30 protein-coding genes are annotated in these 24,418 nt (G+C 30.7%); 23 read left to right on the top strand and 7 right to left on the bottom strand.

What is annotated here, in order from left to right; all coding sequences use genetic code 11:
* The first annotated feature begins 2 nt into the window (after positions 1-2).
* From AJ887_RS07820 to AJ887_RS07715, 22 genes are all read left to right on the top strand, one after another.
* Positions 3-839 (top strand): ParB/RepB/Spo0J family partition protein, encoded by an 837-nt coding sequence (locus AJ887_RS07820; protein ID WP_002871098.1) that lies wholly within the window; start codon positions 3-5, stop codon positions 837-839.
* Between the two features lie 60 nt (positions 840-899).
* Positions 900-1,325, top strand: a complete 426-nt coding sequence (locus AJ887_RS07815) for a FoF1 ATP synthase subunit B' (RefSeq protein WP_070240488.1) — start codon at positions 900-902, stop codon at positions 1,323-1,325.
* Positions 1,326-1,335: 10 nt separating this feature from the next.
* Complete coding sequence (locus AJ887_RS07810; RefSeq protein ID WP_002860937.1) at positions 1,336-1,848, top strand: F0F1 ATP synthase subunit B; 513 nt, start codon at positions 1,336-1,338, stop codon at positions 1,846-1,848.
* Positions 1,849-1,850: 2 nt separating this feature from the next.
* Entirely contained in the window at positions 1,851-2,372 is a 522-nt protein-coding gene (locus AJ887_RS07805; RefSeq protein ID WP_002871100.1) for a F0F1 ATP synthase subunit delta, read from the top strand.
* Between the two features lie 13 nt (positions 2,373-2,385).
* Positions 2,386-3,891, top strand: a complete 1,506-nt coding sequence (atpA, locus tag AJ887_RS07800) for a F0F1 ATP synthase subunit alpha (RefSeq protein WP_002860939.1) — start codon at positions 2,386-2,388, stop codon at positions 3,889-3,891.
* A gap of 8 nt (positions 3,892-3,899) precedes the next feature.
* Positions 3,900-4,784 carry an ATP synthase F1 subunit gamma gene (atpG, locus tag AJ887_RS07795; RefSeq protein WP_002860587.1) on the top strand — a complete coding sequence of 295 codons (885 nt, stop codon included), beginning with the start codon at positions 3,900-3,902 and terminating at the stop codon, positions 4,782-4,784.
* A 24-nt stretch (positions 4,785-4,808) separates the two neighbouring features.
* Positions 4,809-6,206: a F0F1 ATP synthase subunit beta gene (gene atpD / locus AJ887_RS07790; RefSeq protein WP_070240487.1), complete on the top strand. Its 1,398-nt coding sequence runs from the start codon at positions 4,809-4,811 to the stop codon at positions 6,204-6,206.
* A 3-nt stretch (positions 6,207-6,209) separates the two neighbouring features.
* A complete protein-coding gene (atpC, locus tag AJ887_RS07785; RefSeq protein WP_002871102.1) occupies positions 6,210-6,599 on the top strand; it encodes an ATP synthase F1 subunit epsilon in 390 nt (129 codons plus the stop codon).
* Positions 6,599-7,153: a MotA/TolQ/ExbB proton channel family protein gene (locus AJ887_RS07780; protein ID WP_002854361.1), complete on the top strand. Its 555-nt coding sequence runs from the start codon at positions 6,599-6,601 to the stop codon at positions 7,151-7,153. Before atpC ends, AJ887_RS07780 begins: the two co-directional genes overlap by 1 nt.
* 8 nt (positions 7,154-7,161) lie before the next feature.
* On the top strand, positions 7,162-7,551 hold the full coding sequence (locus AJ887_RS07775) for an ExbD/TolR family protein (protein WP_002871103.1): 390 nt from the start codon (positions 7,162-7,164) through the stop codon (positions 7,549-7,551).
* Positions 7,552-7,553: 2 nt separating this feature from the next.
* Positions 7,554-8,333 carry a TonB C-terminal domain-containing protein gene (locus tag AJ887_RS07770; RefSeq protein ID WP_002876984.1) on the top strand — a complete coding sequence of 260 codons (780 nt, stop codon included), beginning with the start codon at positions 7,554-7,556 and terminating at the stop codon, positions 8,331-8,333.
* Between the two features lie 9 nt (positions 8,334-8,342).
* A complete protein-coding gene (tolB, locus tag AJ887_RS07765; RefSeq protein ID WP_002860943.1) occupies positions 8,343-9,551 on the top strand; it encodes a Tol-Pal system protein TolB in 1,209 nt (402 codons plus the stop codon).
* A gap of 76 nt (positions 9,552-9,627) precedes the next feature.
* Complete coding sequence (gene pal / locus AJ887_RS07760) at positions 9,628-10,125, top strand: peptidoglycan-associated lipoprotein Pal (RefSeq protein WP_002851617.1); 498 nt, start codon at positions 9,628-9,630, stop codon at positions 10,123-10,125.
* 3 nt (positions 10,126-10,128) lie between these two features.
* A complete protein-coding gene (locus AJ887_RS07755; RefSeq protein ID WP_002871105.1) occupies positions 10,129-11,076 on the top strand; it encodes a tetratricopeptide repeat protein in 948 nt (315 codons plus the stop codon).
* A 14-nt stretch (positions 11,077-11,090) separates the two neighbouring features.
* The gene (locus tag AJ887_RS07750; RefSeq protein WP_070240486.1) at positions 11,091-11,654 is read left to right on the top strand and encodes a peptidylprolyl isomerase; all 564 of its coding nucleotides are present in this window, start codon (positions 11,091-11,093) and stop codon (positions 11,652-11,654) included.
* Between the two features lie 47 nt (positions 11,655-11,701).
* On the top strand, positions 11,702-12,574 hold the full coding sequence (locus tag AJ887_RS07745) for an ACP S-malonyltransferase (protein ID WP_230099754.1): 873 nt from the start codon (positions 11,702-11,704) through the stop codon (positions 12,572-12,574).
* Positions 12,571-13,260, top strand: coding sequence for an aminodeoxyfutalosine nucleosidase (pfs, locus tag AJ887_RS07740; protein ID WP_002859787.1), 690 nt, complete (start codon positions 12,571-12,573; stop codon positions 13,258-13,260). Before AJ887_RS07745 ends, pfs begins: the two co-directional genes overlap by 4 nt.
* Entirely contained in the window at positions 13,257-14,012 is a 756-nt protein-coding gene (locus AJ887_RS07735) for an ATP-binding protein (RefSeq protein WP_002871110.1), read from the top strand. Before pfs ends, AJ887_RS07735 begins: the two co-directional genes overlap by 4 nt.
* A gap of 4 nt (positions 14,013-14,016) precedes the next feature.
* Positions 14,017-14,538 (top strand): isochorismatase family cysteine hydrolase, encoded by a 522-nt coding sequence (locus AJ887_RS07730; protein WP_002785057.1) that lies wholly within the window; start codon positions 14,017-14,019, stop codon positions 14,536-14,538.
* Complete coding sequence (gene recO / locus AJ887_RS07725; RefSeq protein WP_002851895.1) at positions 14,538-15,152, top strand: recombination protein RecO; 615 nt, start codon at positions 14,538-14,540, stop codon at positions 15,150-15,152. The genes AJ887_RS07730 and recO overlap by 1 nt, the downstream gene beginning before the upstream one ends.
* Positions 15,149-15,553: an rRNA maturation RNase YbeY gene (gene ybeY / locus AJ887_RS07720; protein ID WP_002866735.1), complete on the top strand. Its 405-nt coding sequence runs from the start codon at positions 15,149-15,151 to the stop codon at positions 15,551-15,553. The genes recO and ybeY overlap by 4 nt, the downstream gene beginning before the upstream one ends.
* An 86-nt stretch (positions 15,554-15,639) precedes the next feature.
* Entirely contained in the window at positions 15,640-16,956 is a 1,317-nt protein-coding gene (locus tag AJ887_RS07715; RefSeq protein ID WP_070285059.1) for a Cj0814 family flagellar-dependent secreted protein, read from the top strand.
* Here AJ887_RS07715 and AJ887_RS07710 read toward each other — a convergent pair.
* From AJ887_RS07710 to bamA, 7 genes are read right to left on the bottom strand one after another with little or no spacing between them, the layout of a single operon-like run.
* Positions 16,953-17,870: a tRNA dihydrouridine synthase gene (locus tag AJ887_RS07710; RefSeq protein WP_070240287.1), complete on the bottom strand. Its 918-nt coding sequence runs from the start codon at positions 17,868-17,870 to the stop codon at positions 16,953-16,955. The two genes, AJ887_RS07715 and AJ887_RS07710, sit on opposite strands and share 4 nt — an antisense overlap.
* Positions 17,867-18,853 (bottom strand): hypothetical protein, encoded by a 987-nt coding sequence (locus AJ887_RS07705; RefSeq protein ID WP_002870402.1) that lies wholly within the window; start codon positions 18,851-18,853, stop codon positions 17,867-17,869. Before AJ887_RS07705 ends, AJ887_RS07710 begins: the two co-directional genes overlap by 4 nt.
* Positions 18,843-19,205, bottom strand: coding sequence for a molecular chaperone DnaK suppressor DksA (gene dksA / locus AJ887_RS07700; protein ID WP_002870403.1), 363 nt, complete (start codon positions 19,203-19,205; stop codon positions 18,843-18,845). Before dksA ends, AJ887_RS07705 begins: the two co-directional genes overlap by 11 nt.
* Positions 19,206-19,216: 11 nt before the next feature.
* Positions 19,217-19,666, bottom strand: coding sequence for a 23S rRNA (pseudouridine(1915)-N(3))-methyltransferase RlmH (locus AJ887_RS07695; RefSeq protein ID WP_002870404.1), 450 nt, complete (start codon positions 19,664-19,666; stop codon positions 19,217-19,219).
* Position 19,667: 1 nt separating this feature from the next.
* Positions 19,668-20,510: an acetyl-CoA carboxylase, carboxyltransferase subunit beta gene (gene accD / locus AJ887_RS07690; protein WP_070240289.1), complete on the bottom strand. Its 843-nt coding sequence runs from the start codon at positions 20,508-20,510 to the stop codon at positions 19,668-19,670.
* Positions 20,511-20,518: 8 nt separating this feature from the next.
* Positions 20,519-21,241: an inositol monophosphatase family protein gene (locus tag AJ887_RS07685; protein WP_002870405.1), complete on the bottom strand. Its 723-nt coding sequence runs from the start codon at positions 21,239-21,241 to the stop codon at positions 20,519-20,521.
* A complete protein-coding gene (gene bamA, locus AJ887_RS07680) occupies positions 21,241-23,460 on the bottom strand; it encodes an outer membrane protein assembly factor BamA (protein ID WP_070240291.1) in 2,220 nt (739 codons plus the stop codon). Before bamA ends, AJ887_RS07685 begins: the two co-directional genes overlap by 1 nt.
* 76 nt (positions 23,461-23,536) lie before the next feature.
* On the opposite strand from bamA, the gene AJ887_RS07675 reads away from it, so the two are divergent.
* Entirely contained in the window at positions 23,537-24,364 is an 828-nt protein-coding gene (locus AJ887_RS07675) for a prephenate dehydrogenase (protein WP_002860956.1), read from the top strand.
* Positions 24,365-24,418 lie beyond the last annotated feature (54 nt).

The raw sequence follows: 24,418 nt of genomic DNA, 5'->3' as shown, positions 1-24,418 counted from the left end.
TAATGGGGTTAAATAAAGATAGGGGTTTAAGCAGTTTAATCAGTGATATGGATACTGTTTATAGTAAAGAATTGGGTTTTGATAAAAATCAAAGCACTATGATAGAAATTGATCAAATTTCACCCAATCCATTTCAGCCAAGAAAGAAATTTGATCAAGAAGCTTTAGATGAGCTTGCTAATTCTATCAAAGAATTTGGACTTATTCAGCCTATTATTGTATTTAAAAAAAATAGTAAATTTATTTTAATTGCTGGAGAACGTCGCTTAAGAGCAGTGAAAGCATTAGGAAAAAAAGAAATTCTAGCTTTTATTGCTGATATTGATGAGAATAAGCTTAGAGAATTGGCTCTTATTGAAAATATACAAAGAGAAAATTTAAACCCTATTGAGCTTGCTAATTCTTATAAGGATTTGATGCAAGTTCATAAAATTACTCAAGAGAATTTAGCAGAACTTATTCATAAGTCTCGTACTCAAATAACAAATACTTTAAGACTTCTGAATTTAGATATTAGAACTCAAGAGTTGATTGCTTCTGGAAAAATTTCTCAGGGTCATGCTAAAGTTTTGGTTGGTTTAGATCAAAAAGATGAAAAAATGTTGGTTGACAGTATAATAGGTCAAAAACTTAATGTTAGAGATACCGAAAAAATAGTTAAAAAAATAAAAAATAATGAAAGCTTACCTAATCAAGAATTTGAAGATGAAATAAAGAAATTAAAACACATACTAAATCGCTTTGGATTTGACTGCAAAAATAAAAATAATGATTTTGTAATTCATTTAGAAAATATTGATAAAATTAAAAAATTAATCAAAATGCTTGAAAAGTTTTAACCAAAATCTTAGCTTTTTTATGGTAGAATAGTCCTTCAAAAATTCTAACCAAGGAGAATTATGTTTGAAGATATGCATCCTTCCATAATGCTTGCTACTATGGCTATTTTTTTAGCTATGATAGTTATTTTAAATAGTATGCTGTATAAGCCACTTTTAAAATTTATGGATGAAAGAAATGATTCTATAGAAAATGACGAGAATAAAGTAAAAGAAAATTCTCAAGAAGTTTTAGATGTGAATAATGAATTAGAAGCTATTCATATTAACACTAGAGAAGAAATTCAAAAAATTAAACAAAGTGCTATAGCTACTGCTAAAGAAGAATCGGAGCAAATTCTTAGAAGCAAGAAAGAAGAATTAGAAAGAAAAATGGCCAGCTTTTATGCAGATTTAGCTATTCAAAAACAAGAATTACAAGAACATTTAAACATACATTTACCTGAGCTTAAGCAAGCTTTGCAAAATAACATAAAGAGAATTTAAGAGGAGAGAAATGAGTAAGTTATTCTTTATTATATTTTTGCTACCTTTGTATGCTTTTGGTGCATCAAATGTTAGTGGAGAATATGATATTATTCCAAGGACTATTAATTTTCTAATTTTTGTGGCTATATTGTATTATTTTGTTGCAACTCCATTTAAAAATTTTTACAAAAACCGTATTGTAAAAATTTCTTCTAAGCTTGATGAAATTCAAAAAAAACTTTTAGAAAGTAAAGCTAAGAAATTAGATACGATGAAAAAACTTGAAGAAGCTAAAGCAAATGCTGCTGCTGCTTTAGTTACAGCAAGAAAAGAAGCTGAAATCTTAGTTCAAAATATTAAGAAAGAAACTCAAGATGAGTTGGATTTGCTTCAAAAACATTTCGAGGAACAGAAAGATTATGAATTTAGAAAAATGGAAAAAGAATTAGTATCAAATACTTTAAATGAAATTTTTTCTGATCCAAATATGACATTAAAACAGAGTGAAATAATAGAACTTATGATGAAGAAGGTATCTTAAATATGGAAAATATAATTGCAAGAAGATATGCAAAAGCGATAGCTTCAAGAGCTGATATAAATGATTTTTATCAGAATTTGTGTATTTTAAATTCTGCTTTTGTTTTGCCAAAATTTAAAAATATTATAGAATCTAATGAGATTAAAAAAGAAAGAAAAATGGAATTTCTTGATTCTTTTTTTGATATTAAAAATTCTAGTTTTCAAAATTTTTTAAGACTTTTGATTGAAAATTCAAGATTAGAATGCATTCCTCAAATAGTTAAAGAACTTGAAAGACAAAAAGCTTTTAAAGAAAATATTTTTGTTGGTATTGTATATTCTAAAGAAAAATTAAATCAAGAAAATCTTAAAGATCTTGAAGTAAAACTTAATAAAAAATTTAATGCAAATATTAAATTAAATAATAAAATCAGTCAAGATGATAGCATTAAAATAGAATTGGAAGAATTAGGTTATGAACTTTCTTTTTCTATGAAAGCTCTTCAAAATAAGCTAAATGAATATATATTGAAAATTATCTAAGGAGAAAAAGTAAATGAAATTTAAAGCTGATGAGATCAGTTCAATAATCAAAGAAAGAATTGAAAATTTTGATTTAAATCTTGAAATTGAAGAAACAGGAAAGATTATTTCTGTAGCTGATGGTGTTGCTAAGGTATATGGACTTAAGAATATTATGGCTGGAGAAATGGTAGAATTTGAAAATGGTGATAAAGGAATGGCCTTAAACCTTGAAGAGTCGAGTGTAGGTATTGTTATACTTGGAAAAGGAGAAGGTTTAAAAGAAGGTGCTTCTGTAAAAAGACTTAAGAAATTACTTAAAGTTCCAGTAGGTGAGGCTTTGATCGGTCGTGTTGTAAATGCTTTAGGTGAACCAATTGATGCTAAAGGTGTAATCAATGCTAATGAATATCGTTTTGTTGAAGAAAAAGCAAAAGGTATTATGGCGAGAAAAAGTGTTCATGAGCCTTTGCATACAGGAATTAAAGCTATTGATGCGCTTGTGCCAATTGGTCGTGGTCAAAGAGAGCTTATCATAGGTGATAGACAAACAGGTAAAACTACTGTTGCTGTTGATACTATTATATCTCAAAGAGGTCAAGGGGTTATCTGTATATATGTTGCAATTGGTCAAAAGCAAAGTACAGTAGCACAAGTGGTTAAAAGACTAGAAGAACATGGTGCTATGGGATATACTATTGTTGTAAATGCTGGTGCTTCAGATCCTGCAGCTTTACAGTACTTAGCTCCATATACTGGTGTAACCATGGGCGAATTTTTTAGAGACAATGCAAAACATGCTTTAATTGTTTATGATGATTTGAGTAAGCACGCTGTAGCTTATCGCGAAATGTCTTTGATTTTGCGTCGTCCCCCAGGTCGTGAAGCTTATCCAGGCGATGTTTTTTATCTTCATTCAAGATTGCTTGAAAGAGCAAGCAAGCTAAATGATGAATTAGGTGCTGGTTCTTTGACGGCATTGCCGATAATTGAAACACAAGCGGGAGATGTTTCTGCTTATATTCCAACTAATGTTATTTCAATTACAGATGGACAAATTTTCTTAGAAACTGATTTATTTAACTCAGGAATTCGTCCTGCAATCAACGTTGGTTTATCGGTATCTCGTGTAGGTGGGGCTGCTCAAATTAAAGCTACAAAACAAGTTTCAGGTACATTAAGACTTGACCTTGCTCAATATAGAGAGCTCCAAGCTTTTGCACAATTTGCTAGTGATTTAGATGAGGCAAGTAGAAAACAACTTGAACGTGGACAAAGAATGGTTGAACTCTTAAAACAACCACCTTATTCTCCGCTTAGCGTTGAAAAACAAGTAGTTTTAATTTTTGCAGGAACCAAAGGTTTCTTAGATGATATTGCTGTTTCTAGAATTAAAGAATTTGAAGATGGAATTTATCCTTTTATTGAGGCAAAACATCCAGATATTTTTGAGCAAATTCGCTCTAAAAAAGCTTTAGATTCTGACTTGGAAGAAAAACTAGCTAAAGCAATTAATGAGTTTAAAGCAAATCATTTATAAGGTCTTTTATGTCTAATTTAAAAGAAATTAAAAGAAAAATTAAAAGTGTTCATAACACTCAAAAGACTACAAATGCTATGAAGCTAGTTTCTACTGCTAAGTTAAAAAAAGCAGAAGAAGCAGCTAAAAGATCAAAAATTTATGCACAAAAAATCGATGAAATTTTGAGTGAAATTTCATTTCAGATCAATAAAATTGTTCACAATGAAGATGATGTGCGTTTATCTTTGTTCCATAAAAAAGAACAAATTAAAACCGTAGATTTAATATTTATCACTGCAGATAAAGGTTTATGTGGTGGTTTTAATATTAAGACTTTAAAAACAGTAAGTGAAATGCTAAAAGAATATGAAGCAAAAAATATTAATATTCGTCTTAGAGCTATAGGTAAAACTGGGATTGAATATTTTAATTTTCAAAAAATAGAATTGTTAGAGAAATATTTCCATCTTAGTTCTAGTCCTGATTATGAGAAAGCATGTGAAGTAATTCATGCTGCTGTAGATGATTTTTTAAATGGAAATACAGATGAAGTGATTTTAGTTCATAATGGTTATAAAAATATGATTACCCAAGAACTTAAAATCAATCATCTTATTCCAGTTGAACCAAAGAGTATTGAACAGACTCATAATTCTCTTTTAGAGCTTGAACCGGAAGGAACTGAGCTTTTAGAAGATTTAATGAAAACATATTTTGAGTATAATATGTATTATGCGTTAATCGATTCTTTGGCGGCAGAGCATAGTGCAAGAATGCAAGCTATGGATAATGCAACTAATAACGCAAAGGCAAGAGTGAAACAACTAAATTTAGCTTATAACAAAGCAAGACAAGAATCTATTACCACTGAGCTTATAGAAATTATCAGTGGTGTTGAATCGATGAAATAGTAAATTTTAAGGAGAAGATAAATAATGCAAGGATTTATTTCACAGGTATTAGGTCCGGTTGTTGATGTAGATTTTAACGACTATTTACCTCAAATTAATGAAGCAATTGTTGCAAATTTTGAAAGCGAAGGAAAAAAACATAAACTTGTTTTAGAAGTAGCAGCTCATTTAGGAGATAATAGAGTTAGAACTATTGCTATGGATATGACAGATGGTTTGGTAAGGGGCTTAAAAGCTGAGGCTTTAGGTGCTCCTATTAGTGTTCCTGTTGGTGAGAAAGTTTTAGGAAGAATTTTCAATGTTACTGGAGATTTGATTGATGAAGGTGAAGAAGTTCCTTTTGATAAAAAATGGGCAATTCATAGAGATCCGCCAGCTTTTGAAGATCAAAGCACAAAAAGTGAGATTTTTGAAACAGGAATTAAAGTTGTAGATTTGCTTGCTCCTTATGCAAAAGGTGGTAAAGTAGGTCTTTTTGGCGGTGCAGGTGTTGGTAAGACTGTTATTATTATGGAGCTTATTCACAATGTTGCATTTAAGCATAGTGGCTATTCTGTATTTGCAGGTGTGGGTGAGAGAACTCGTGAAGGAAATGACCTTTATAATGAAATGAAAGAAAGTAATGTTTTAGATAAAGTTGCTCTATGTTATGGACAAATGAATGAACCACCAGGGGCAAGAAATCGTATTGCTTTAACAGGTTTAACAATGGCTGAGTATTTTAGAGATGAAATGGGTCTTGATGTGCTTATGTTTATTGATAATATCTTTAGATTTTCACAATCAGGTTCTGAAATGTCAGCACTTTTAGGAAGAATTCCGTCAGCTGTGGGTTATCAACCAACCCTAGCAAGTGAAATGGGTAAATTCCAAGAAAGAATTACTTCAACTAAAAAAGGCTCAATCACTTCAGTTCAAGCTGTTTATGTTCCAGCTGATGACTTAACCGACCCAGCTCCAGCAACTGTTTTTGCTCACTTAGATGCTACAACAGTTTTAAATAGAGCTATTGCTGAAAAAGGTATTTATCCTGCAGTTGACCCACTTGATTCAACTTCAAGAATGCTTGATCCAAATATCATTGGAGAAGAACATTATAAAGTTGCTCGTGGTGTTCAATCGGTACTTCAAAAATATAAAGATTTACAAGATATCATTGCCATTTTAGGTATGGATGAGCTTAGCGAAGAGGATAAACTTGTAGTTGAAAGAGCAAGAAAGATTGAAAAATTCTTATCACAACCATTTTTCGTTGCAGAAGTTTTCACAGGTAGCCCAGGAAAATATATAAGCCTTGAAGATACAATAGCAGGATTTAAGGGAATTTTAGAAGGTAAATATGATCATTTACCAGAAAATGCTTTCTATATGGTTGGAAATATAGATGAAGCTATTGCAAAAGCGGATAAATTAAAAGGTTAATTTATGAACGATTTGATTAATTTCGAGATAGTTACGCCTTTGGGTGTAATCTATCAAGGAGAAGTAAAATCTGTTACTTTACCAGGTAGTGAAGGAGAATTCGGCGTGCTTAAAGGACATGCTGCTTTGGTTTCTTCTTTAAAATCTGGAGTAATTGATATTGAAAAAGCTGATTTAAATCATGAATTAATTGCTATTGATGCTGGACATGCAAAGGTAGATGAAGATAAGATTTGCGTGTTAGCAAAGGGTGCGATTTGGATTTGCGGAAGTGATGAAAGTGAGATTGAAAAAAATCTTGCTCAAGCAAAAGATTTGATTAAATCTATGAGTTCTGATAATGTAGCCTTAGCAGCAACTTTTTCAAAATTTGATAATGCAAGGATGCATTAATGAATTTTGAAGCTATATTTCATTTTTTCAATAGTTCAAGTATTATTACTTATATAGTTTTATTATGGCTTTCTTTATATTTTATTTTAGCGTTTAGTATTTTGTTTGCTAGATTGACTTATTTGGCTACATGGAGAAATAAAGAAAAAGAAAGTTTAGAAACTTTGCTCTTGGGTGAGAAGGATTTAAGTCGTACTGATTCGATTTTAAGAAAATGCAATGATACAACTTCAAATCATTTAGAAATTTATAAAAATTTAGCAAGTCGTCGCGCTTCTGCTGGACTTACTTGGCTTAGTATTATTGCTTCAACTTCACCTTTTATAGGTCTTTTTGGGACAGTTATTTCTATACTTGAAACTTTTGGTGGGCTTGGAACTCAAAATTCTTTAAGTATCATAGCTCCTAAAATCAGCGAGGCTTTAGTTGCTACAGGTTGTGGTATTTTAGTAGCAATTCCTGCTTATACATTTCATCTCATCATTAAAAGAAAAGCTTTTGAACTTTTAAGCATTATTGATAGCGAGATTAAAGTTATAAGTTCGAGTAAATAAGGTTAAAAATGCCATTTGATGATGAAAAACCTGAACTTAATATCACACCTTTAGTAGATATTATGCTTGTATTGCTTGCGATTTTAATGGTAACAGCTCCAAGCATTACTTATGAAGAAAAAATTAATCTTCCACAAGGTAGTCAAAAAAATACTAGTGCTCCAACTGTTAAGAGTTTAATTATTAGTGTTAATGCAAAAAAAGAAATTTTTTTAAATCAAGAAAAATACGATTTTATAAGTTTTGCTGACAATCTTGCTCAAAGAAAAGCACAATTTAATACCGAAGATCCGGTTTTTATACGCGCTGATAAAAGCTTAAAATATGACGATGTTATTTCAGTCTTAAGAAGTGTAAAAAATTTAGGATTTAATAAAGTTGCTTTACAGACTGAATAATCATGAAAAATTATGGTTTGAGTAATTTAAATTCGTTTTTACTTGCTTTAGCAATATATATTAGTATAGTAATTCTTGTTTTTTTTAGACTTGTAAGCGAGGTTGAACCTGCTATACAATATACTGATATAAAAGATAGTTTTGTAGATATTGAACTTGCTGAACCATCAAAACAAGTTATTACTCAAAGCAACACTCCTAAAGAAATACAAAAACCAACAGAGCAAATTGATATAGAAAAGCTTTTTGCTCAGACTACAAATAAAACAGTTAAAACCGAAGATATTGACCAAAAGGCAAGTAATTTTAATGAGCTTTTTGGAAATATCAAAGAAATACAAGAAGAAAAGACTACAAAAATTCAATCAAGTGCTAAATCAGGAGCTTCTAGTGCCCCAAAACCTCAAGCTTCCGAACTTGTAAAGCAACTTAATGATAGTTTACTTCAAGAAGAAAGTTCAACGCAAGGCGAAAGCACAAAGGCGCAAAAGATTGGAATTTATGATGAATTTTTAGGGAAAGTTGTGCGTATTATCACTCAAAGATGGACTCAGTATTATCCAAATAGTGAAAAAATTTCTGTTAAGGTAAAAATTTTTATTGATGAAAATGGAAAATTTGGCTATACTTCAGTTGAAAAAAGTGGGAATCCTTTATATGATGCTAAAGTGGCTGAATTTTTAGAAAGTCAAAAAGGTAAATTTATTACTTATCCTCCGCAAAATAAAAATATAAGCATTACCATGAATTTAAGAGATGAAGCAAAAGTTAAAAATGATTAGGAGAAAAAAATGAAAAAAATTGTAGCAATTTTTTTAGTCTTTTTAGGAAGTCTTTGGGCAGAAGATCCAGTGATTGATGTTGTTAATTCTGGTGTAGTTTTACCAAAGATTATTGTTAAAGACAATTCAAATTTAAGTGATGAGAATTTAAAGAAAAGCTTTTATAATATCATTGTGAACGATTTGAAAGTAAGTTCAAACTTTGAAGTTGTTGCTAATGCAACTGAGACAAGTAATTATACTTTTGAATACGCTTTAAATAAAAATGGTAACACTTTGAGTTTAAATGTAAAAATAAAAGCTGGCGGTTCTGATAAGTCAGAGCAAACTTATACTTTAAATGGTTTAGAGCAATATCCATTTTTGGCACATAAAAGCGTCAAAGCTTCTGTAAATGCGTTAGGACTTGCACCTGTTGATTGGATGGATCATAAAATTTTGATCGCGAGAAATTCTAGCTCTAAGAAAAGTCAAATTATTATGGCTGATTATACTTTAACTTATCAAAAAGTTATTGTTGATGGTGGGCTTAATTTATTTCCAAAATGGGGAAATAAAGAACAAACTCTATTTTATTATACAGCTTATGATCATGATAAGCCAACTTTATACCGTTATGATTTAAATACCAATAAAGCTAGTAAAATTTTATCAAGCGGCGGTATGGTTGTAGCAAGTGATGTGAGTGTAGATGGAAGTAAACTACTTGTTACCATGGCTCCAAAAGATCAGCCTGATGTTTATTTATATGACTTAAATACCAAAAATCTAACACAATTAACTAATTATTCTGGTATTGATGTTAATGGAAATTTTATTGGCTCAGATGATAGTAAAGTGGTATTTGTAAGCGATCGTTTAGGATATCCTAATATTTTTATGCAAGATTTAAATAGCAATAGTGCTGAACAAGTTGTTTTTCATGGTAGAAACAATTCGGCTGTTTCGACTTATAAAGATTTTTTGGTTTATTCAAGTCGTGAACCAAATCAAGCAGGTGTTTTTAATATTTATTTGATGTCAATTAATAGTGATTATATTCGTCAACTTACAGCAAATGGAAAAAATTTATTTCCAAGATTTTCTAGTGACGGTGGAAGTATAGTATTTATTAAATATTTAGGTGCGCAAAGTGCTTTAGGTGTTATTCGTGTAAATGCAAATAAGACTTTTTATTTTCCTCTTAGGGTTGGAAAAATTCAATCAATTGATTGGTAAAAATTTCAATTTTAGGTTAAAATTAATTAAAAATTAGATATAATAGTAAGAATTTATTAACTTTGAAAGGTCATAAATGAAAAAAATTCTTTTTACTTCAATTGCAGCTCTTGCAGTTGTTATTAGTGGTTGTAGCACAAAAAGCACTAGCGTAAGCGGTGATAGTAGTGTTGATTCAAATCGTGGTTCAGGTGGAAGTGATGGTTGGGATATTGATTCAAAAATTTCTCAACTTAATGATACTTTAAATAAAGTATATTTTGATTTTGATAAATTCAACATTCGTCCTGATATGCAAAATGTTGTAAGCACGAATGCTAATATCTTTAACACTGAAGTAAGCGGTGTAAGTATTACTGTTGAAGGAAACTGCGATGAGTGGGGAACTGATGAATATAACCAAGCTCTAGGTTTAAAAAGAGCAAAAGCTGTAAAAGAAGCTTTAATCGCTAAAGGTGTAAATGCTGATAGAATTGCTGTTAAGAGCTATGGAGAAACAAATCCTGTGTGCACTGAAAAAACTAAAGCTTGCGATGCGCAAAACAGACGTGCTGAATTTAAATTATCAAGATAATTAATGAAAAAAATATTCACAGTAGCTCTTCTTGGAGCTACTTTACTTTATGCAGAAAGCTCAGCTTTTGGTGCAGGAGATATAACAAGCAATTCTTCTTATGGTTTAACTTCAAATGAAAAATTATTTAAAGAAAAGTTAGATAATTTAAATAATGAAAATATACAAACAAATGCTAGAATTAATGAAATTAACGAAAGAATCGAGGGTTTACAAAGCACTTTAGAAGGTATAAATTCTCAATATGCTAAATCAAATTCTAGATTAAGTCAAGTTGAAGAGAATAATCAAAATATTGAAAATAATTTTACTAGTGAAATTCAAAAATTAAAGGCTTATGTTGAAGAAAGTAGAAAAATTCAAGAAGCTAATAATAAGCAAGTAAAAAAAGTTTTAGCCGAACTTAGTTCTTTAGTAGATGCTATTAATGCAAATTATATTTCTAAAAACGAATTAAATGATGCAAATTTAAGCGTTAAAACTATTACACCTAGTGTTGTTGTTTCAACTACAGATTCAAATAGTACCATTGAAAACAATAATACTCAAAATACCCAAGATGATAAAGCAAAACAAATTGATGAATCTTGGAAAAAGAAAAAAAATAATGAAATTTTAGAATTAGCGATAAAAGATGTTGATAAAAATGCTTTTGAAGATTCCAAAGCAAAATTAAATTTTCTCATAACAAAGCAGTATAAACCTGCAAGAGCAAATTTTTGGTTAGGGGAGATCGAGTATAAACAAAAAAATTATAACAATGCTATTGTTTATTATAAAAAAAGTTCTTCTTTGAGTACAAAAGGGGATTATTTCCCAAAACTTTTATATCATACTGCCATTTCATTGGATAAAACAGGTGATACAAAAACAGCAAATGGTTTTTATAAAGCTTTAAAAACTAATTATCCAAATTCACCCGAAGCAAAAGCTTCACCCAATAGAAAATAAATTAAGGAGATAAAATGGCTATAGAAAAAAATAGTGTAGTTTCAATGTTTTATGAGTTAAAAGACGCAAATACAAATGAAGTTTTAGAATCAAATTTATACTCTCAACCTATTTCTTTTATTTTAGGCAAAGGTCAGATTTTAGAAAGCTTAGAAGAAGAAGTGATGAAGCTTGATTGCCCTAGCAATGCTGATGTGGTAATTAAAAAAGAAAAAGGTTTAGGCGAATACGATGAAAATGCCGTTCAAACTTTACCAAAAGAGCAATTTGCAGGTATTGATTTAAAAGTAGGTATGGAGCTTTTTGGCGAAGGTGAAAATGGCGAAACCGTTCGTGTAACTGTAAAAGAGATTGGCGAAAATGATGTCACAATTGATTATAATCATCCTTATGCGGGTCGTGATTTGCTTTTTTCTTTAAATATCGTAGATGCTAGAGCTGCAAGTGAAGATGAAATTCTTACAGGTATTATTGCAGGAAGTCATAGTTGTGGTTGTGGAAGCGGACATGGACACGATCATCATCACGGACACGGTGGCGGCGGTTGCTGTGGTGGCGGCGGTTGCGGTTGTCATTAATGAAGACTGCGTTCATATTTCCAGGTCAAGGCTCACAAAGTCTTGGCATGGGAAAAGATTTTTATGAAAACTCTATAAAAGCCAAAGAACTCCTTCAAAACGCAAGTGATTTTTGTAAGATTGATTTTAAACATTTGCTTTTTGAAGAAAACGAAAAACTCAATCAAAGTGAATTTACTCAACCCGCCATCGTTTTAAATTCCTTAATGGCTTATAGTGTTTTACTTGAAAAAAAACCTGATTTAAGTTCGAAATTTGCTTTAGGGCATTCTTTGGGAGAATTTTCAGCCTTAGCTGTCAATGGTGCTTTTGATTTTTTAGAGGCTCTTTCTTTGGTCAATAAAAGAGGGCTTTTTATGCAAGAAGATTGTGTAAAAGTTGAAGCGGGTATGATGGTTGTTTTAGGGCTTGATGATGAAAAGGTTGAAGAGCTTTGTCAAAAAGCACAAAAAGAAAACAAGCAAATTTTTGCTGCAAATTATAACTGCGATGGACAAATCGTTGTAGCAGGTTTAAAACCTGATTTAGCAAGTTATGAAAGTGTATTTAAAGAAGCAGGAGCTAAAAGAGCTATGCTTTTAAATATGAGCGTGGCAAGTCATTGTCCTCTTTTGGAAAATGCTTCAGCTAAGCTTTGTGTGGAGCTTGAAAAGGTGTTAAAACCAAATTTTAAAGCCGTAATTTCTAATGCAAATGCCAAAATTTATACAAGCAAAGAAGAAGCCCTTGAACTTTTAAAAGCACAACTTATCTCTCCTGTGCTTTATAAACAAAGCATTAAGGCATGTGAAAATGAAGTAGATTATTTCATAGAATTTGGTGCAAGCGTGCTTAAGGGTTTGAATAAAAAAATCACTTCAAAAGAAACTTATGCTTTAACAAATATGAATGATATTGATGAATTTTTAAAGGTTATATGATGAAAATAGCAATTTTAGGAGCCATGAGTGAAGAAATCACTCCTTTGCTTGAAACACTTAAAGATTATACAAAAATAGAACACGCTAATAATACTTATTATTTTGCAAAGTATAAAAATCATGAACTTGTTTTAGCGTATTCTAAAATCGGCAAGGTAAATTCTACTCTTAGTGCTAGTGTGATGATAGAAAAATTTGGCGCACAAGCTTTGCTTTTTACAGGAGTTGCAGGTGCTTTTAATCCTGAACTTGAAATTGGTGATTTGCTTTATGCAACAAAATTAGCCCAATACGATCTTGATATTACCGCTTTTGGGCATCCTTTGGGTTTTGTTCCAGGTAATGAAATTTTTATCAAAACCGATGAGAAATTAAACAATCTTGCTTTAGAAGTTGCTAAGGAATTAAATATCAAACTGCGTGCAGGTATTATTGCAACGGGTGATGAGTTTATTTGCGATGAAGCAAAAAAAGCAAAAATTAGAGAAATTTTCAATGCGGATGCTTGTGAAATGGAAGGCGCAAGTGTGGCTTTGGTTTGCGATGCTTTAAAGGTGCCTTGTTTTATCTTAAGAGCTATGAGTGATAAAGCAGGGGAAAAGGCTGAATTTGATTTTGATGAGTTTGTGATCAATTCAGCTAAAATTTCAGCCAATTTTGTGCTTAAAATGTGCGAGAAATTATGATAAATCTTAGCAAAAAACTTATACGCCAAGTTGCACAAGCTAATGCTAAATTTGGACTTATTAAAGATGGAGATAGGGTTCTTTTAGGGCTTAGCGGCGGGAAAGATTCTTTGGCTTTAGCCCATCTTTTAAATCGTATGCAAGCTCATGCTCCTTTTAAATTTGAACTTGAAGCGGTAACTTTGAGTTATGGCATGGGCGAGGATTATTCTCATCTTCATGCACATTGTGAAGAACACGGCATTAGACATAGCGTGCTTGATTCAAATATTTATGAAGTTTCAGGTGATACCATAAGAGAAAATTCAAGTTTTTGTAGTTATTTTTCGAGAATGCGTCGTGGAGCTTTATATACTTACGCTCTTGAAAAAGGTTTTAACAAGCTTGCTATAGCCCATCATTTAGATGATGCAGCAGAAAGCTTTTTTATGAATTTTATTCATAATGGAGCTTTAAGAACCTTAGCGCCTATTTATCAAAGCAAACGCGGTGTAATTGTGATACGCCCTTTGATTTTTGTGCGAGAAAGACAGCTTAGGGATAATGCTACGCAAAATGAACTTAGCGTGATAGGAAATGAATTTTGTCCTGGTATGAAACTCAGCGAAAAAAATGTAAAATTCCCCCACGCTAGAGAAGAAGCTAAACAGCTTTTAGCAAATTTAGAAAAAGATCATCCTAAGCTTTTTACAAGTTTAAAAACCGCTTTTGCCAATTTACACACGGAGAGTTTTTGGCTTCAAAAGGCATAAAAGCATGAAAAAAGCTTTTGTTTTAGTGGATTATCAAAATGATTTTATTGATGGAAGTTTAGGTTTTGATAAGGCTTTAAAGATCAAAGAAAATATTCTTAAAGCCTTAAATCAAATCGATTTTAATAACACGCATTTGCTTTTAACCTATGATACGCATGATGAGCATTATCTACAAAGTAAAGAAGGTTTAAATTTACCTGTAAAACATTGCATTAAAGAGAGTTTAGGTTGGCAAATGCCAAAGGAATTTGAACCTTTTTTACAAAAAGCTCATAAAATTTTTTATAAAAATACTTTTGGTAGCTTAGAATTAGCTAATTTCATACAAAAAAGTGATTATGAAGAACTTCATTTTGCAGGGCTTGTTTCTCATATTTGTGTGTTTTGTAATATTATTTTAGCTTTTGGTGCTAAGCCTAATGCAAGGATAATTTTACACCAAAATTTAAGTGCAAGTTTTGATGAAAATTTAGAAAAATCCGCTTTTGATATACTTAGGGCTTATGGTATTGAAATTGTTTAATGCAAGGCTTTATACTTCATACTCAAAAAGTTAAAGATGAGGATTTGATTGTTTATATTTTAAGTCCTAAAATGCTTATTAAGGCTTATCGTTTTTATGGACTTAGACATTCTAGTATTTTAAGCGGCTATAAAATCGACTTTGCTTTAGAAGAAAATCCTAGTTTTTTACCAAGACTTAAAGATGTATTGCATTTGGGATTTTTATGGATTATGCAAAGGGATAAAATGCTTATTTGGCAAGAATTTATCCGTCTTTTATATAGACACTTAAAAGATGTGGAAGAGCTTGATAGTTTTTATTTTGATTTACTTGATGAGTGTGTGAAAAGGTTTGAAAAACAAAATCCAAAGCGTGTTATTGTTGATGCTTATTTAAAAATTTTGGAATTTGAAGGAAGATTGCATAAAGATTTTTTTTGTTTTGCCTGTGATGAGAAAATTCAAAATTCCATTACATTACTAAGGGCTTTTTTACCTTCGCATTCTCAATGTGCTTTAGGATTTGAGTTTGAAGAGAAAAAACTAAAACAATTTTATAGCAGTAAAAATTGTGCGATTTTTGATGATGAAGAAATAGAAAATTTATATCATTTGATTAAGGAAGGTTTATGATATTAAGTGATGAAAAATGTGATTTTTTAGAATCAATAGCAAGTTTTTTAAGTCCTAAAGATGTGGAGCTTGTCTTTGTGGATAGTAAAGAAATGCAAGAAATTAACTTAGAGCAAAGAAAACAAGATAAAACCACTGATGTACTTTCTTTTCCGCTTGAAAATATCGATGAGAGTTTGCCTTTGGGTTCTGTTGTGATCAATGTGGATTTGGCAAAAGAAAAGGCTAAAGAGTTAGGGCATAGCTATGAAGAAGAAATAAGCTTGCTTTTTATCCACGCTATGCTTCATTTGTTAGGTTTTGATCATGAAAATGATAATGGAGAAATGAGAGAAAAAGAGAAAGAACTTATAGAGCATTTTAATTTACCTAAAAGTTTGATTGTAAGGACTTTGGGATAACTCCACCCCAAAACGGAACAGATCTTGCTTATATTATTTTAATATATTTAGGTTGAAGGCAAAAAAATCTAAATCAAGGAATTAATATGAGTATCTTTAGCATCAATGATAACTCAAACTATAATTCTATACTTTCACAAGCAAAAGCTAATAAAGAAAGTAAAGAAAATTCTAAAATAAGTTTTGCTAATTCTTTTTTAAAACAAAATGCTAGTAAATTAAATGAAATTCAAAATGCAAATTCACAAACTCTAGCAAGAAGTGAAGTATTAAATTCTACTAATACAACAAATACTAGCAATAACACTAATTTTAGTATAAGTAGTAAGACAAGTTCTCCTAATTATGATATATCAAGTGAATTTAAAAACTCTATTTATACTCTAAAATATAAACAAGCAGATATAAGCAATACTTCTACTAATACAGCCTATGGCTATAGTGTAGATAAAGATGGTTATATGGGAAGTGATTTTAACAAAGCTGCGGGACTTCCTGAAGATTTTAAGATACATAAATCTACTTTAGATGAGATTCAAAGATATAATGAGAATAGTTATTTTTTTGCAGATAAAAAAGAATATTTAGGGATTAGCGGTAATTATTTTACAAACATAGATATGGCAGATACCATTAAACAATATTATAATCAATTTAATCAAATTATAAATCATACTTTTAACGATACCAATAAAACAAGTTTTACTGAAGCAGATTTAAATAGTTTGCCTAAAGGATATAGTGTATCTGATACAAATAAAGATTTTGCTTCACTTGAAAGATTAGATACACAAACCATAACAAATTATTACAACACCCAAGAACAATACGATGAAATGGAACAATTGGGAACGATTGCAAGTATTAGCTTAGGATTACAGCCATTAGATTTTACTCCACAAAGCATGCAAACTCAAAATTTAGATCAAGACAGTGCAAGAGATACTTTTAATCCTGATATGTCATTTTATCCAAAAAATGAAGATGGAACTTATACTAAAGAAGACTTATTTATGAGTTTTTTAAAAGCTTCTGGCGGAGAAGTTTTAGCAGGTGGTGATACTAAAATTAACCCCATAATCCAATCTTTCAGAGAAGCTATGGCTAAAGAAAGCTTTGATGGATCATTAGCTTCCTTAGATGACATCATGACAGGTAAGGTAGATTTTGCAAGTTTATTAAAAGGCTATGCACAAGATGGTTGGCTTGACGCAGATATATATGCAATGGAAAAAGGAATTAAATGGCAAAATCATATAGGTTATGGTGGTAGAGCTTGGTTTGAAAGAGAGCTTAATCAAGCAAAAGCTAATGGTTGGAAAGCAAGCAGTGAAAGTATAAATTCTTATGTTAATTCTATAATGGATAGATTAAATAATCTTATAGGACAAACTAGGGTTTAGAAAAAATTTTCGATTTTTTCTTGCATTATCTTAGCATCATTGATACGATTGACTTCATCTCTAAAGGCTGAAGCGTCTTTATGCCCTTTAGAATACTCGTGTAAATGCTTGCGAAATATACTTACACCTTGATCTTTGTAGTGTTTTATCATTTCATCAAAATGAGTGAGTATGATTTCTTTTTTGAGTTTTTCATCTACGCTTTTACCGCTTTTGATTTCATAAAATATCCAAGGATTTCCCACGCTTGCACGCCCTATCATGAGTCCATCGCATTTTGTGATTTCATAAACTTCTTTAGCGTTTTGTGCGTTAATATCACCATTTGCAATCACAGGAATTTTCACGCTCGCTTTAGCACTGGCAATGGATTCATAATCGGCTTTTCCGCTATAAAGCTGTTTTCTTGTGCGTCCGTGGATGCTTACAAAATCCACCCCCAAGCTTTCACAAATTTTAGCCATTTTTTCAGGATATTTTTCATTAAATCCTAGTCGAAATTTCACACTTGTAAGGCTTTTTTTATTGTTTTCTTTAATTACTCCTACAAGATTTTTAAAAAGCTCTAATTTTTCTAGCAAAGCACTACCAGCGCATTGTTTAACAACTTTATTTACAGGGCAACCGCAATTAAAATCAATCCCATCTACAAAATCCATTTCATTTAGCATTTGCACTGCTTTTTTTAGCACTTCTTTATCTCCACCTGCAATTTGGACTATATAAGGATTTTCTAATTCAGCTCTTTCTAGCATATGTAGAGTTTTAGAACTTTCATAAACTAAGGCATTAGAACTTATCATTTCGCTTATGGTGATATCAGCACCAAATTTTTTTACTACATTACGAAAAGGCAGATCTGAAAAACCTGCCATAGGAGCTAAAAATAAAGGTTTTTTGCTAAAATCTATCATTGTATGAGTTGGTTTAGATTGATTTTGATATTTTTTTCACGCAAGGCTAAAAAGGCCTTAAAATCATTAAATTTCTTATCATCATTGTGAATTTGCTCTCTTAACTCATCTAAAAGTCCAAATTCAGCTAAAAGATATAAATGTGCTCTTAAAGCTTCGCTTTTTTCATTTTTAATTTTGTTAAAAATTCCTAAAATAGCATCAGGATTTAAAAGTTTAGTACTTAGTTTTGCTGCGTTAAGATAGTCTTTTTCGCTTAGTATATTGTGTGAAAGTAAAACTTCGTATTCTGCTGCACTAAGTTCTAAATTTCCTTCTTTAAAACGCTTGATAAGTGTGAGAACTTCAGAAGGCTTTTTAGGGATTTTTACATTTTTAATTTGTTCATAACTAGCTTTTTCTATAAGAGTATTAAAAGCAATTTCTTCAAATTCATCTTTGATTTCATTAAGGTTTTTAAGTTTGCTATAGGCATAATTTGCATCGTTTTTGAGATGATTTTTTTCATTTTGCAAATATAAAACATTGTTATTTTCGAGTTTAAATTTACTAAGGTTAAAAAATTCGTTTTTATTTAAACCATCAATAAGATCTAAAATTTCATTGATTTTATTTGAGTGTGGAATTTTTTCATGTGTTTTTAGGGTTTTAAAAAGCTGTGCCACAGCTCTAAATTCTTTTGTTTGAAAAGTGGTTTTAAGATCTTTTTCAAGGAGCAAATCTTGAGTATAAGCTTCAAATTTAGTTGCATCTTTAAAAAAATGCTTAAATTTTAAATAACGCAAAAATCCATAAAATGCTATGTGCAAAACGGCTAAAATCATATAAACAAATAAAGGAATAACAAGCCATATCATAATAGGTAGTTCAAAGGTATAAGTACTGATATTTAGAGTATAGCTTCCTAGTTCTAGATGCCAAGCAAAGGCAAAAATAAGTGCTATATAAATAAAACTTGCAAGTAAAAAGAGTTTAATTTTCATGTTTTTTTCCTTGTTCTGCAATTTGACGGCAAGTGATACAATATCTTGCGTGAGGTTTGACTTTTAGTCTTTGAGAGTCGATTTCATCATCGCAAGATTCGCAAATTCCATAAGTGCCGTTTTTGATTTTATCTAAAGAATTTTCGATTTCTATAAGTTCTTCTTTGAGATTGGTGCTGATAGTAAAGTCAATTTGAGAGCCTGTTTCTATGATAGAAAAATCTACACTATCGCTTGGGACGCTATTGTGAAGAGCTTCGATTTCATTTGAATTGCTTTGCAAATTTTCTAAGATGGTTTTTTTTCTTTCTTCTAAAATATTTTTGAAATTTTGTATTTCATTTTTTTTCATTTTAAAACTTTCTATTTGTGATAAGGGTGATTGTTGTTGATGCAAAATGCACGATAAATTTGTTCTAAAAGTAAGGTTTTAACAAATTGATGTGCTAAAGTAAGTTTGCTTAATGATAGTCTAAAATCCAAACTTTGATTAAATTCTTCTCTTAAACCATAAGCACCACCTATAAAAAAACTTAATTCATTTTTATCTTGGATGAGTTTTGCAAATTCTATACTTGTAAGTTCTTTCCCTTTTTCATCAAGAGCGATACAATAGCCTTTTTTATAAGGCATAAAAGCTTCTTCATAGCTTTTTTTTGCTTCTATGGCATTTAAATTTTGAGCTAAGGCTATTTTTTTATTAAAAACATTTATTTCTTTTAAAGTGGCGTATTTAGAAATAAGTTTAGAGTATTTCTCACTCCAAGTTTTAAATTCATCACTTTTTTGAATACAAAAGATATTAACTTGCAAATTATTTTCCACTGAAAAATTTTAGCACATCGCTAAGATATTGTTTTTGTTCTCCTCTTTCAACTATGGCATCTATAAGTCCATGTTCTAACAAGAACTCTGCTTTTTGAAAGCCTTCAGGTAAATCTGCTCCTATAGTTTGTTTAATAACTCTTGCACCAGCAAAACCGACTAAAGCTTCAGGTTCAGCGATGATTAAATCTCCAAGCCAAGCAAAAGAAGCACTTACCCCACCCATAGTAGGATCAGTTAAAATGCTAATATAAGGAAGTTTTTCTTTGCTAAGAAGTTTAAGTGCGGCGCTAGTTTTGCTCATTTGCATCAAAGAATAAGTACTTTCTTGCATTCTAGCTCCACCGCTTGCACTTACGATGACAAGAGGGGTTTTGCTTGTGATGGCTCTTTGTACAGCTCTAACGATTTTTTCTCCTTCAACAGAACCTAAAGATCCGCCCATAAAAGAAAAATCAAATACAATAAGTTGGGTTTTTAAACCATTGATTTCACATTCTCCACTAATAACAGAACTTTTTCTACCTGTTTTACTTTCACCTTCGCTAAGGCGTTTTTTATAGGATTTGCTATCAACAAATTTTAAAGGATCTATAGCCTCTAAATTTGCATCATACTCAATAAAACTGCCTTCATCGCTTAAAAGTTTAATACGTTCATCAGCTGAAATTCTCATGTGATAATTACATTTAGGGCAAACATTAAAACAAGATTCTATTTCTTTATAATACATCAAAGCATGACAACTTTGGCATTTTACCCAGTGATTTGGAGCTTCTTTAACGCTAGGTTGTTGTCTTCTTATTTTTGAAAAAATATCTGCAAAATTCATATATTCACCTAATTATTTTTTAAAAATTTTAAGATTATATCAAAAATTTTTTTGTCTTGGCTTAGGAGAAGGAAATTTTCATTTTTTTCTATATATAAATTTTGATGAATTGTTAAAGCAGCTACTGTATCAAAAATTCGTGTTTTTCCAAGAATTAATACAAAACTAAAATACGAAGCATAAGCGAGACTTAAGGCTGTTGCGCCCAAAGAGCGAAATTTTAATTGATTTTTTGTTAAAAAATCGAGAAGTTCTGGATAAAGTGAAATTTTTTCAACTATACCTATTTTAGAAAATAGATTAGGTGTTAAGGGTGAGTATTTTGGATCGGAAAGATTAGATTTAAAAGCTTGATTGTTATTAAAAGCAAAAATTTCTTGACTGACAAGATTGCAAACAAAAGCGCTTTTTGCCTGATCTTTTTCTATGAGAGCTATAGAAGTTCCATAAAATGGTATTTTAGAAACAAAATTTGAACTTCCATCCAAAGGATCAAGAATCATTTGTTTTGGGTTATCTTTCCCGATCAAGCCACTTTCTTCAGAAAAAATTTGCCCAAAACAACTAAGGTATTTTATGAAAATTTGTTCACATTTTAAGTCAAGCTCATAGCCTTGATTTTTATCATAGCCTAATTTAGAGCAAAGTTTAAGATCATTTTGTGGGATATTGTTTAGATACTTGCGTATTTGCAAATTTGCATTCAAGCAAGCATCTAAAAATTCTTTCATTAAAAGCGTGTTCCAAGATTAAATTCAAAACTATTAGTATCATCACCTTTTTTATCATTAAGAGGTTTGGCAAATACAAGCTGTAAAGGCCCAATTGGTGTAATCCATTCAATGCCTATACCTGTACTCATTCTTTTTATTTCATCTAAATTTTTACGCCCTATCATACCATAATCAAAAAACACGCTACCACGAAGTTTGATTCTATCAATCAAAGGGAAGCTAAGTTCTACGGAATTGGCAAAAGCTATGGTTCCTCCCACTTCATCTCCCCATTGGTTTTTAGGACTTACCGTTCTGCTTTCAAAACCGCGTATCGATCTAATACCACCTAAATAAATTCTTTGATTAATTGGCAAATAGCCTTCATCCCATACTTTATAAAAACTCGCTTTATAACGATAAATAAGATCATATCCTATATAGTCTTGCAAACCTTGATAAAAGTTAAATTTAGAGCTTGATGAAATAAATTCTTGATCTCCGCCAAGTCCAGCGTATTCTAAACTAGTTGAAGCAATGATACCTGATCGTGGCAGATAATAATCATCTGTATTGTTAAAGGTGATTGCTGGAGTTATAGAGCTTTTAATACTTTTGCCAAGTTCATATCCTGTTCTTAAAAGAGTTGGACTTAAGTGATAAATATCGCTTTGTTCAAGATTATAAGTTAAGCTTACATTATAGTATCTTGCAAATTGGCGTCCAACTGTTATATCAAAGCCGTAATTTTTTTCTGAATAATTATCCCATTCATAGTCATTTGAATAAAGTGTTCCACCTAGGCTATATTGACTATCAAGAACGCGTGGATTTATGAGACTAATCCTTCCTGATAAGGTATCATCGCTTTTATCTACGCTTACAGAGCTTTTTATTCCTGAACCAAAGATATTTGTATCTGATAAAGAAGCATTAAGTAAAATACCATCGCTTGATCCATAGCCAATGCCTCCAGAAATAGCTCCTGTAGAAGCTTCTTTAACATCAACAATCAAATCAATATGTGTATCATCAACTTTTTCTTCTTTGATATTTACATCGTCAAAATAAGAAGTTCTTTTTAAAGCATTTTTTGACTCGCTTAAGTCTGTTCTATTGTATAAATTACCTTCTGTTATATATAATTCTCGGCGTATGACGCGATCTACAGTGCGTGAATTTCCTGAAATAATAACATTTCTTATATAAACTTTATCGTGAGGGATTACTTTAAATACAACGGTAGCTTCTTGAGTTTGATCATTTTTTTGAATATCAGGATAGACTTCTACAAACGCATAACCTAAATCAGCACTTTGTGTTTCTATGGTTTTAACATCTTTTCTAATGTCTTCAATATTGATAGTTTTGCCAGCGCTTGATCTTAAATCTTTTACGGTTTGTGCATTTTGTTTATCATCAAATAAAGGATTTTCTATGTTTATACTTTTAATTTTATAAGGCTTTCCTTCTTTGATAAAATAAGTCAAATTTGCTTGATAAGTATCTGTGTAGGTTTTAAGATAAGGAGGAGATACTTGAACATCTAAATATCCTTTTTTCATGTACTCATCAGCAATTCTTGAACTATCATTACTAAGCTCAAAAACTTTTAATTTTCCATCATTGCGCCCCCACATCCAACCCATAAATTCTTTTTCTTTATTGACAATTGAAGGTTCTATATCAGAATATGAAAATTTCTTGGCTCCACTTAAATGAACATTATCAATAATGATATTTTCACCACGATTTACTATAAATTCAAGCTCTAATCCATCGGTATTTTCTAAAGTCTTTTTTTTGTATTCTACAATAGTATCAAAATAACTTTTTGCTTCATAATAAGCTTTAATGCGTTCAATAGCTTCTTTTATACTTCCTTCATCAAGTAGCGTACCTCTTTTAATCCCTAAAATACTTTCAACTTGTTTTCTATCATTTGAAGCTATACCTGTGATAGTAACCTTTGCTATAGTTGGTTTTTCAGTAACTATAATTTCCAAAATTCCATTGTTGTTTTCTACTGCAATATTTTCGAAATAATTTTGTTTATAAAGATTAAGAATAGCAGTGTTGATTTTTGCAGGATTTATTTCTTCTCCTATTTTAAGCCCTGTAATATTTATGGCACTTGTATTTGATAAGTGGTTTAATCCGATAAATTTAATATCCTTAATGGTTGCTGCATTGGCTATAGCAACTAAAGCACAAATACTAATAAGATGTTTTTTCATTGATTTTTTACCTAAAGCTTTATTAAAAGCTGTATAATAGCAAAAAAAATTTAACAAAAAAACTAAGGTAGAAAGTATGAAAATAGCAATTATAGGGCTTGGGCTTATGGGTGGATCTTTAGGGCTTTGTTTGAAAGAAAATAAGCTTATTTCTTGTGTTTATGGTATGGATTTAAGTAAAGAAAATGAAAAAGATGCCCTGCGATTAGGTCTTATTCATGAGCTTATAGAATTTAAAGATTTAGCTTTATGTGATATGATTTTTGTCGCAACTCCTGTTAATGCTATTATAGAAATTTTGCAAAAGTTAGTTGATTTGCCTTCTAATGTAACAATTATAGAGCTTGGAAGTACAAAAAGAAAAATTATAGAAAGTTTGCCTAAGAATTTAATCAAACAAACTCTTTTTGCTCATCCTATGACAGGAACTGAAAATTCAGGTCCAAAAGCGGCTTTTAAAGAGCTTTATAAAGATGCAGTTTGTGTTCTTTGCGATAGTGAAATAGCTGATGATTTGCATCAAAAAAGAGCAGTAGAAATTTTTTCTCATTTAGGGATGAAAATTGTTTTTATGGATAGTAAAGCCCATGATCATCATGCTGCTATTATTTCTCATTTGCCTCATGTTATAAGTTTTTCTTTGGCTAATTTTGTAATGAAAGAAGAGGATAAAAGAAATATTGTTCATTTGGCTGGAGGATCTTTTAAAGGTATGAGCAGAATTGCCAAATCATCACCACAAATGTGGGAAAGTATTTTTTTACAAAATAAAGATAACTTATTAAGTTCTATTGATTTTTTTCAACAAGAATTAGAGAGATGTAAACAAATGATACAATTAGATAAAAACGATGAATTAAGAGAATGGATGAAACAGGCTAATACTCTAAGAGAAATTTTATAAATTTGCTAGATATTTACTGAAAATATAATAGAATTTATACTAAAAACAACAAAA

This window comes from Campylobacter sp. BCW_6466, from assembly GCF_001762835.1.
GTDB lineage: Bacteria > Campylobacterota > Campylobacteria > Campylobacterales > Campylobacteraceae > Campylobacter_D > Campylobacter_D jejuni.
This window is presented reverse-complemented; position numbering and strand designations above follow the sequence as displayed.

What these genes read in the sequence shown, in the direction of transcription:
- AJ887_RS07820 (WP_002871098.1), top strand. Translation starts at nt 3, where the DNA reads ATGGGGTTAAATAAAGATAGGGGTTTAAGCAGTTTAATCAGTGATATG.
- AJ887_RS07815 (WP_070240488.1), top strand. Translation starts at nt 900, where the DNA reads ATGTTTGAAGATATGCATCCTTCCATAATGCTTGCTACTATGGCTATT.
- AJ887_RS07810 (WP_002860937.1), top strand. Translation starts at nt 1,336, where the DNA reads ATGAGTAAGTTATTCTTTATTATATTTTTGCTACCTTTGTATGCTTTT.
- AJ887_RS07805 (WP_002871100.1), top strand. Translation starts at nt 1,851, where the DNA reads ATGGAAAATATAATTGCAAGAAGATATGCAAAAGCGATAGCTTCAAGA.
- atpA (WP_002860939.1), top strand. Translation starts at nt 2,386, where the DNA reads ATGAAATTTAAAGCTGATGAGATCAGTTCAATAATCAAAGAAAGAATT.
- atpG (WP_002860587.1), top strand. Translation starts at nt 3,900, where the DNA reads ATGTCTAATTTAAAAGAAATTAAAAGAAAAATTAAAAGTGTTCATAAC.
- atpD (WP_070240487.1), top strand. Translation starts at nt 4,809, where the DNA reads ATGCAAGGATTTATTTCACAGGTATTAGGTCCGGTTGTTGATGTAGAT.
- atpC (WP_002871102.1), top strand. Translation starts at nt 6,210, where the DNA reads ATGAACGATTTGATTAATTTCGAGATAGTTACGCCTTTGGGTGTAATC.
- AJ887_RS07780 (WP_002854361.1), top strand. Translation starts at nt 6,599, where the DNA reads ATGAATTTTGAAGCTATATTTCATTTTTTCAATAGTTCAAGTATTATT.
- AJ887_RS07775 (WP_002871103.1), top strand. Translation starts at nt 7,162, where the DNA reads ATGCCATTTGATGATGAAAAACCTGAACTTAATATCACACCTTTAGTA.
- AJ887_RS07770 (WP_002876984.1), top strand. Translation starts at nt 7,554, where the DNA reads ATGAAAAATTATGGTTTGAGTAATTTAAATTCGTTTTTACTTGCTTTA.
- tolB (WP_002860943.1), top strand. Translation starts at nt 8,343, where the DNA reads ATGAAAAAAATTGTAGCAATTTTTTTAGTCTTTTTAGGAAGTCTTTGG.
- pal (WP_002851617.1), top strand. Translation starts at nt 9,628, where the DNA reads ATGAAAAAAATTCTTTTTACTTCAATTGCAGCTCTTGCAGTTGTTATT.
- AJ887_RS07755 (WP_002871105.1), top strand. Translation starts at nt 10,129, where the DNA reads ATGAAAAAAATATTCACAGTAGCTCTTCTTGGAGCTACTTTACTTTAT.
- AJ887_RS07750 (WP_070240486.1), top strand. Translation starts at nt 11,091, where the DNA reads ATGGCTATAGAAAAAAATAGTGTAGTTTCAATGTTTTATGAGTTAAAA.
- AJ887_RS07745 (WP_230099754.1), top strand. Translation starts at nt 11,702, where the DNA reads ATGGGAAAAGATTTTTATGAAAACTCTATAAAAGCCAAAGAACTCCTT.
- pfs (WP_002859787.1), top strand. Translation starts at nt 12,571, where the DNA reads ATGATGAAAATAGCAATTTTAGGAGCCATGAGTGAAGAAATCACTCCT.
- AJ887_RS07735 (WP_002871110.1), top strand. Translation starts at nt 13,257, where the DNA reads ATGATAAATCTTAGCAAAAAACTTATACGCCAAGTTGCACAAGCTAAT.
- AJ887_RS07730 (WP_002785057.1), top strand. Translation starts at nt 14,017, where the DNA reads ATGAAAAAAGCTTTTGTTTTAGTGGATTATCAAAATGATTTTATTGAT.
- recO (WP_002851895.1), top strand. Translation starts at nt 14,538, where the DNA reads ATGCAAGGCTTTATACTTCATACTCAAAAAGTTAAAGATGAGGATTTG.
- ybeY (WP_002866735.1), top strand. Translation starts at nt 15,149, where the DNA reads ATGATATTAAGTGATGAAAAATGTGATTTTTTAGAATCAATAGCAAGT.
- AJ887_RS07715 (WP_070285059.1), top strand. Translation starts at nt 15,640, where the DNA reads ATGAGTATCTTTAGCATCAATGATAACTCAAACTATAATTCTATACTT.
- AJ887_RS07710 (WP_070240287.1), bottom strand. Translation starts at nt 17,870, where the DNA reads ATGATAGATTTTAGCAAAAAACCTTTATTTTTAGCTCCTATGGCAGGT.
- AJ887_RS07705 (WP_002870402.1), bottom strand. Translation starts at nt 18,853, where the DNA reads ATGAAAATTAAACTCTTTTTACTTGCAAGTTTTATTTATATAGCACTT.
- dksA (WP_002870403.1), bottom strand. Translation starts at nt 19,205, where the DNA reads ATGAAAAAAAATGAAATACAAAATTTCAAAAATATTTTAGAAGAAAGA.
- accD (WP_070240289.1), bottom strand. Translation starts at nt 20,510, where the DNA reads ATGAATTTTGCAGATATTTTTTCAAAAATAAGAAGACAACAACCTAGC.
- AJ887_RS07685 (WP_002870405.1), bottom strand. Translation starts at nt 21,241, where the DNA reads ATGAAAGAATTTTTAGATGCTTGCTTGAATGCAAATTTGCAAATACGC.
- bamA (WP_070240291.1), bottom strand. Translation starts at nt 23,460, where the DNA reads ATGAAAAAACATCTTATTAGTATTTGTGCTTTAGTTGCTATAGCCAAT.
- AJ887_RS07675 (WP_002860956.1), top strand. Translation starts at nt 23,537, where the DNA reads ATGAAAATAGCAATTATAGGGCTTGGGCTTATGGGTGGATCTTTAGGG.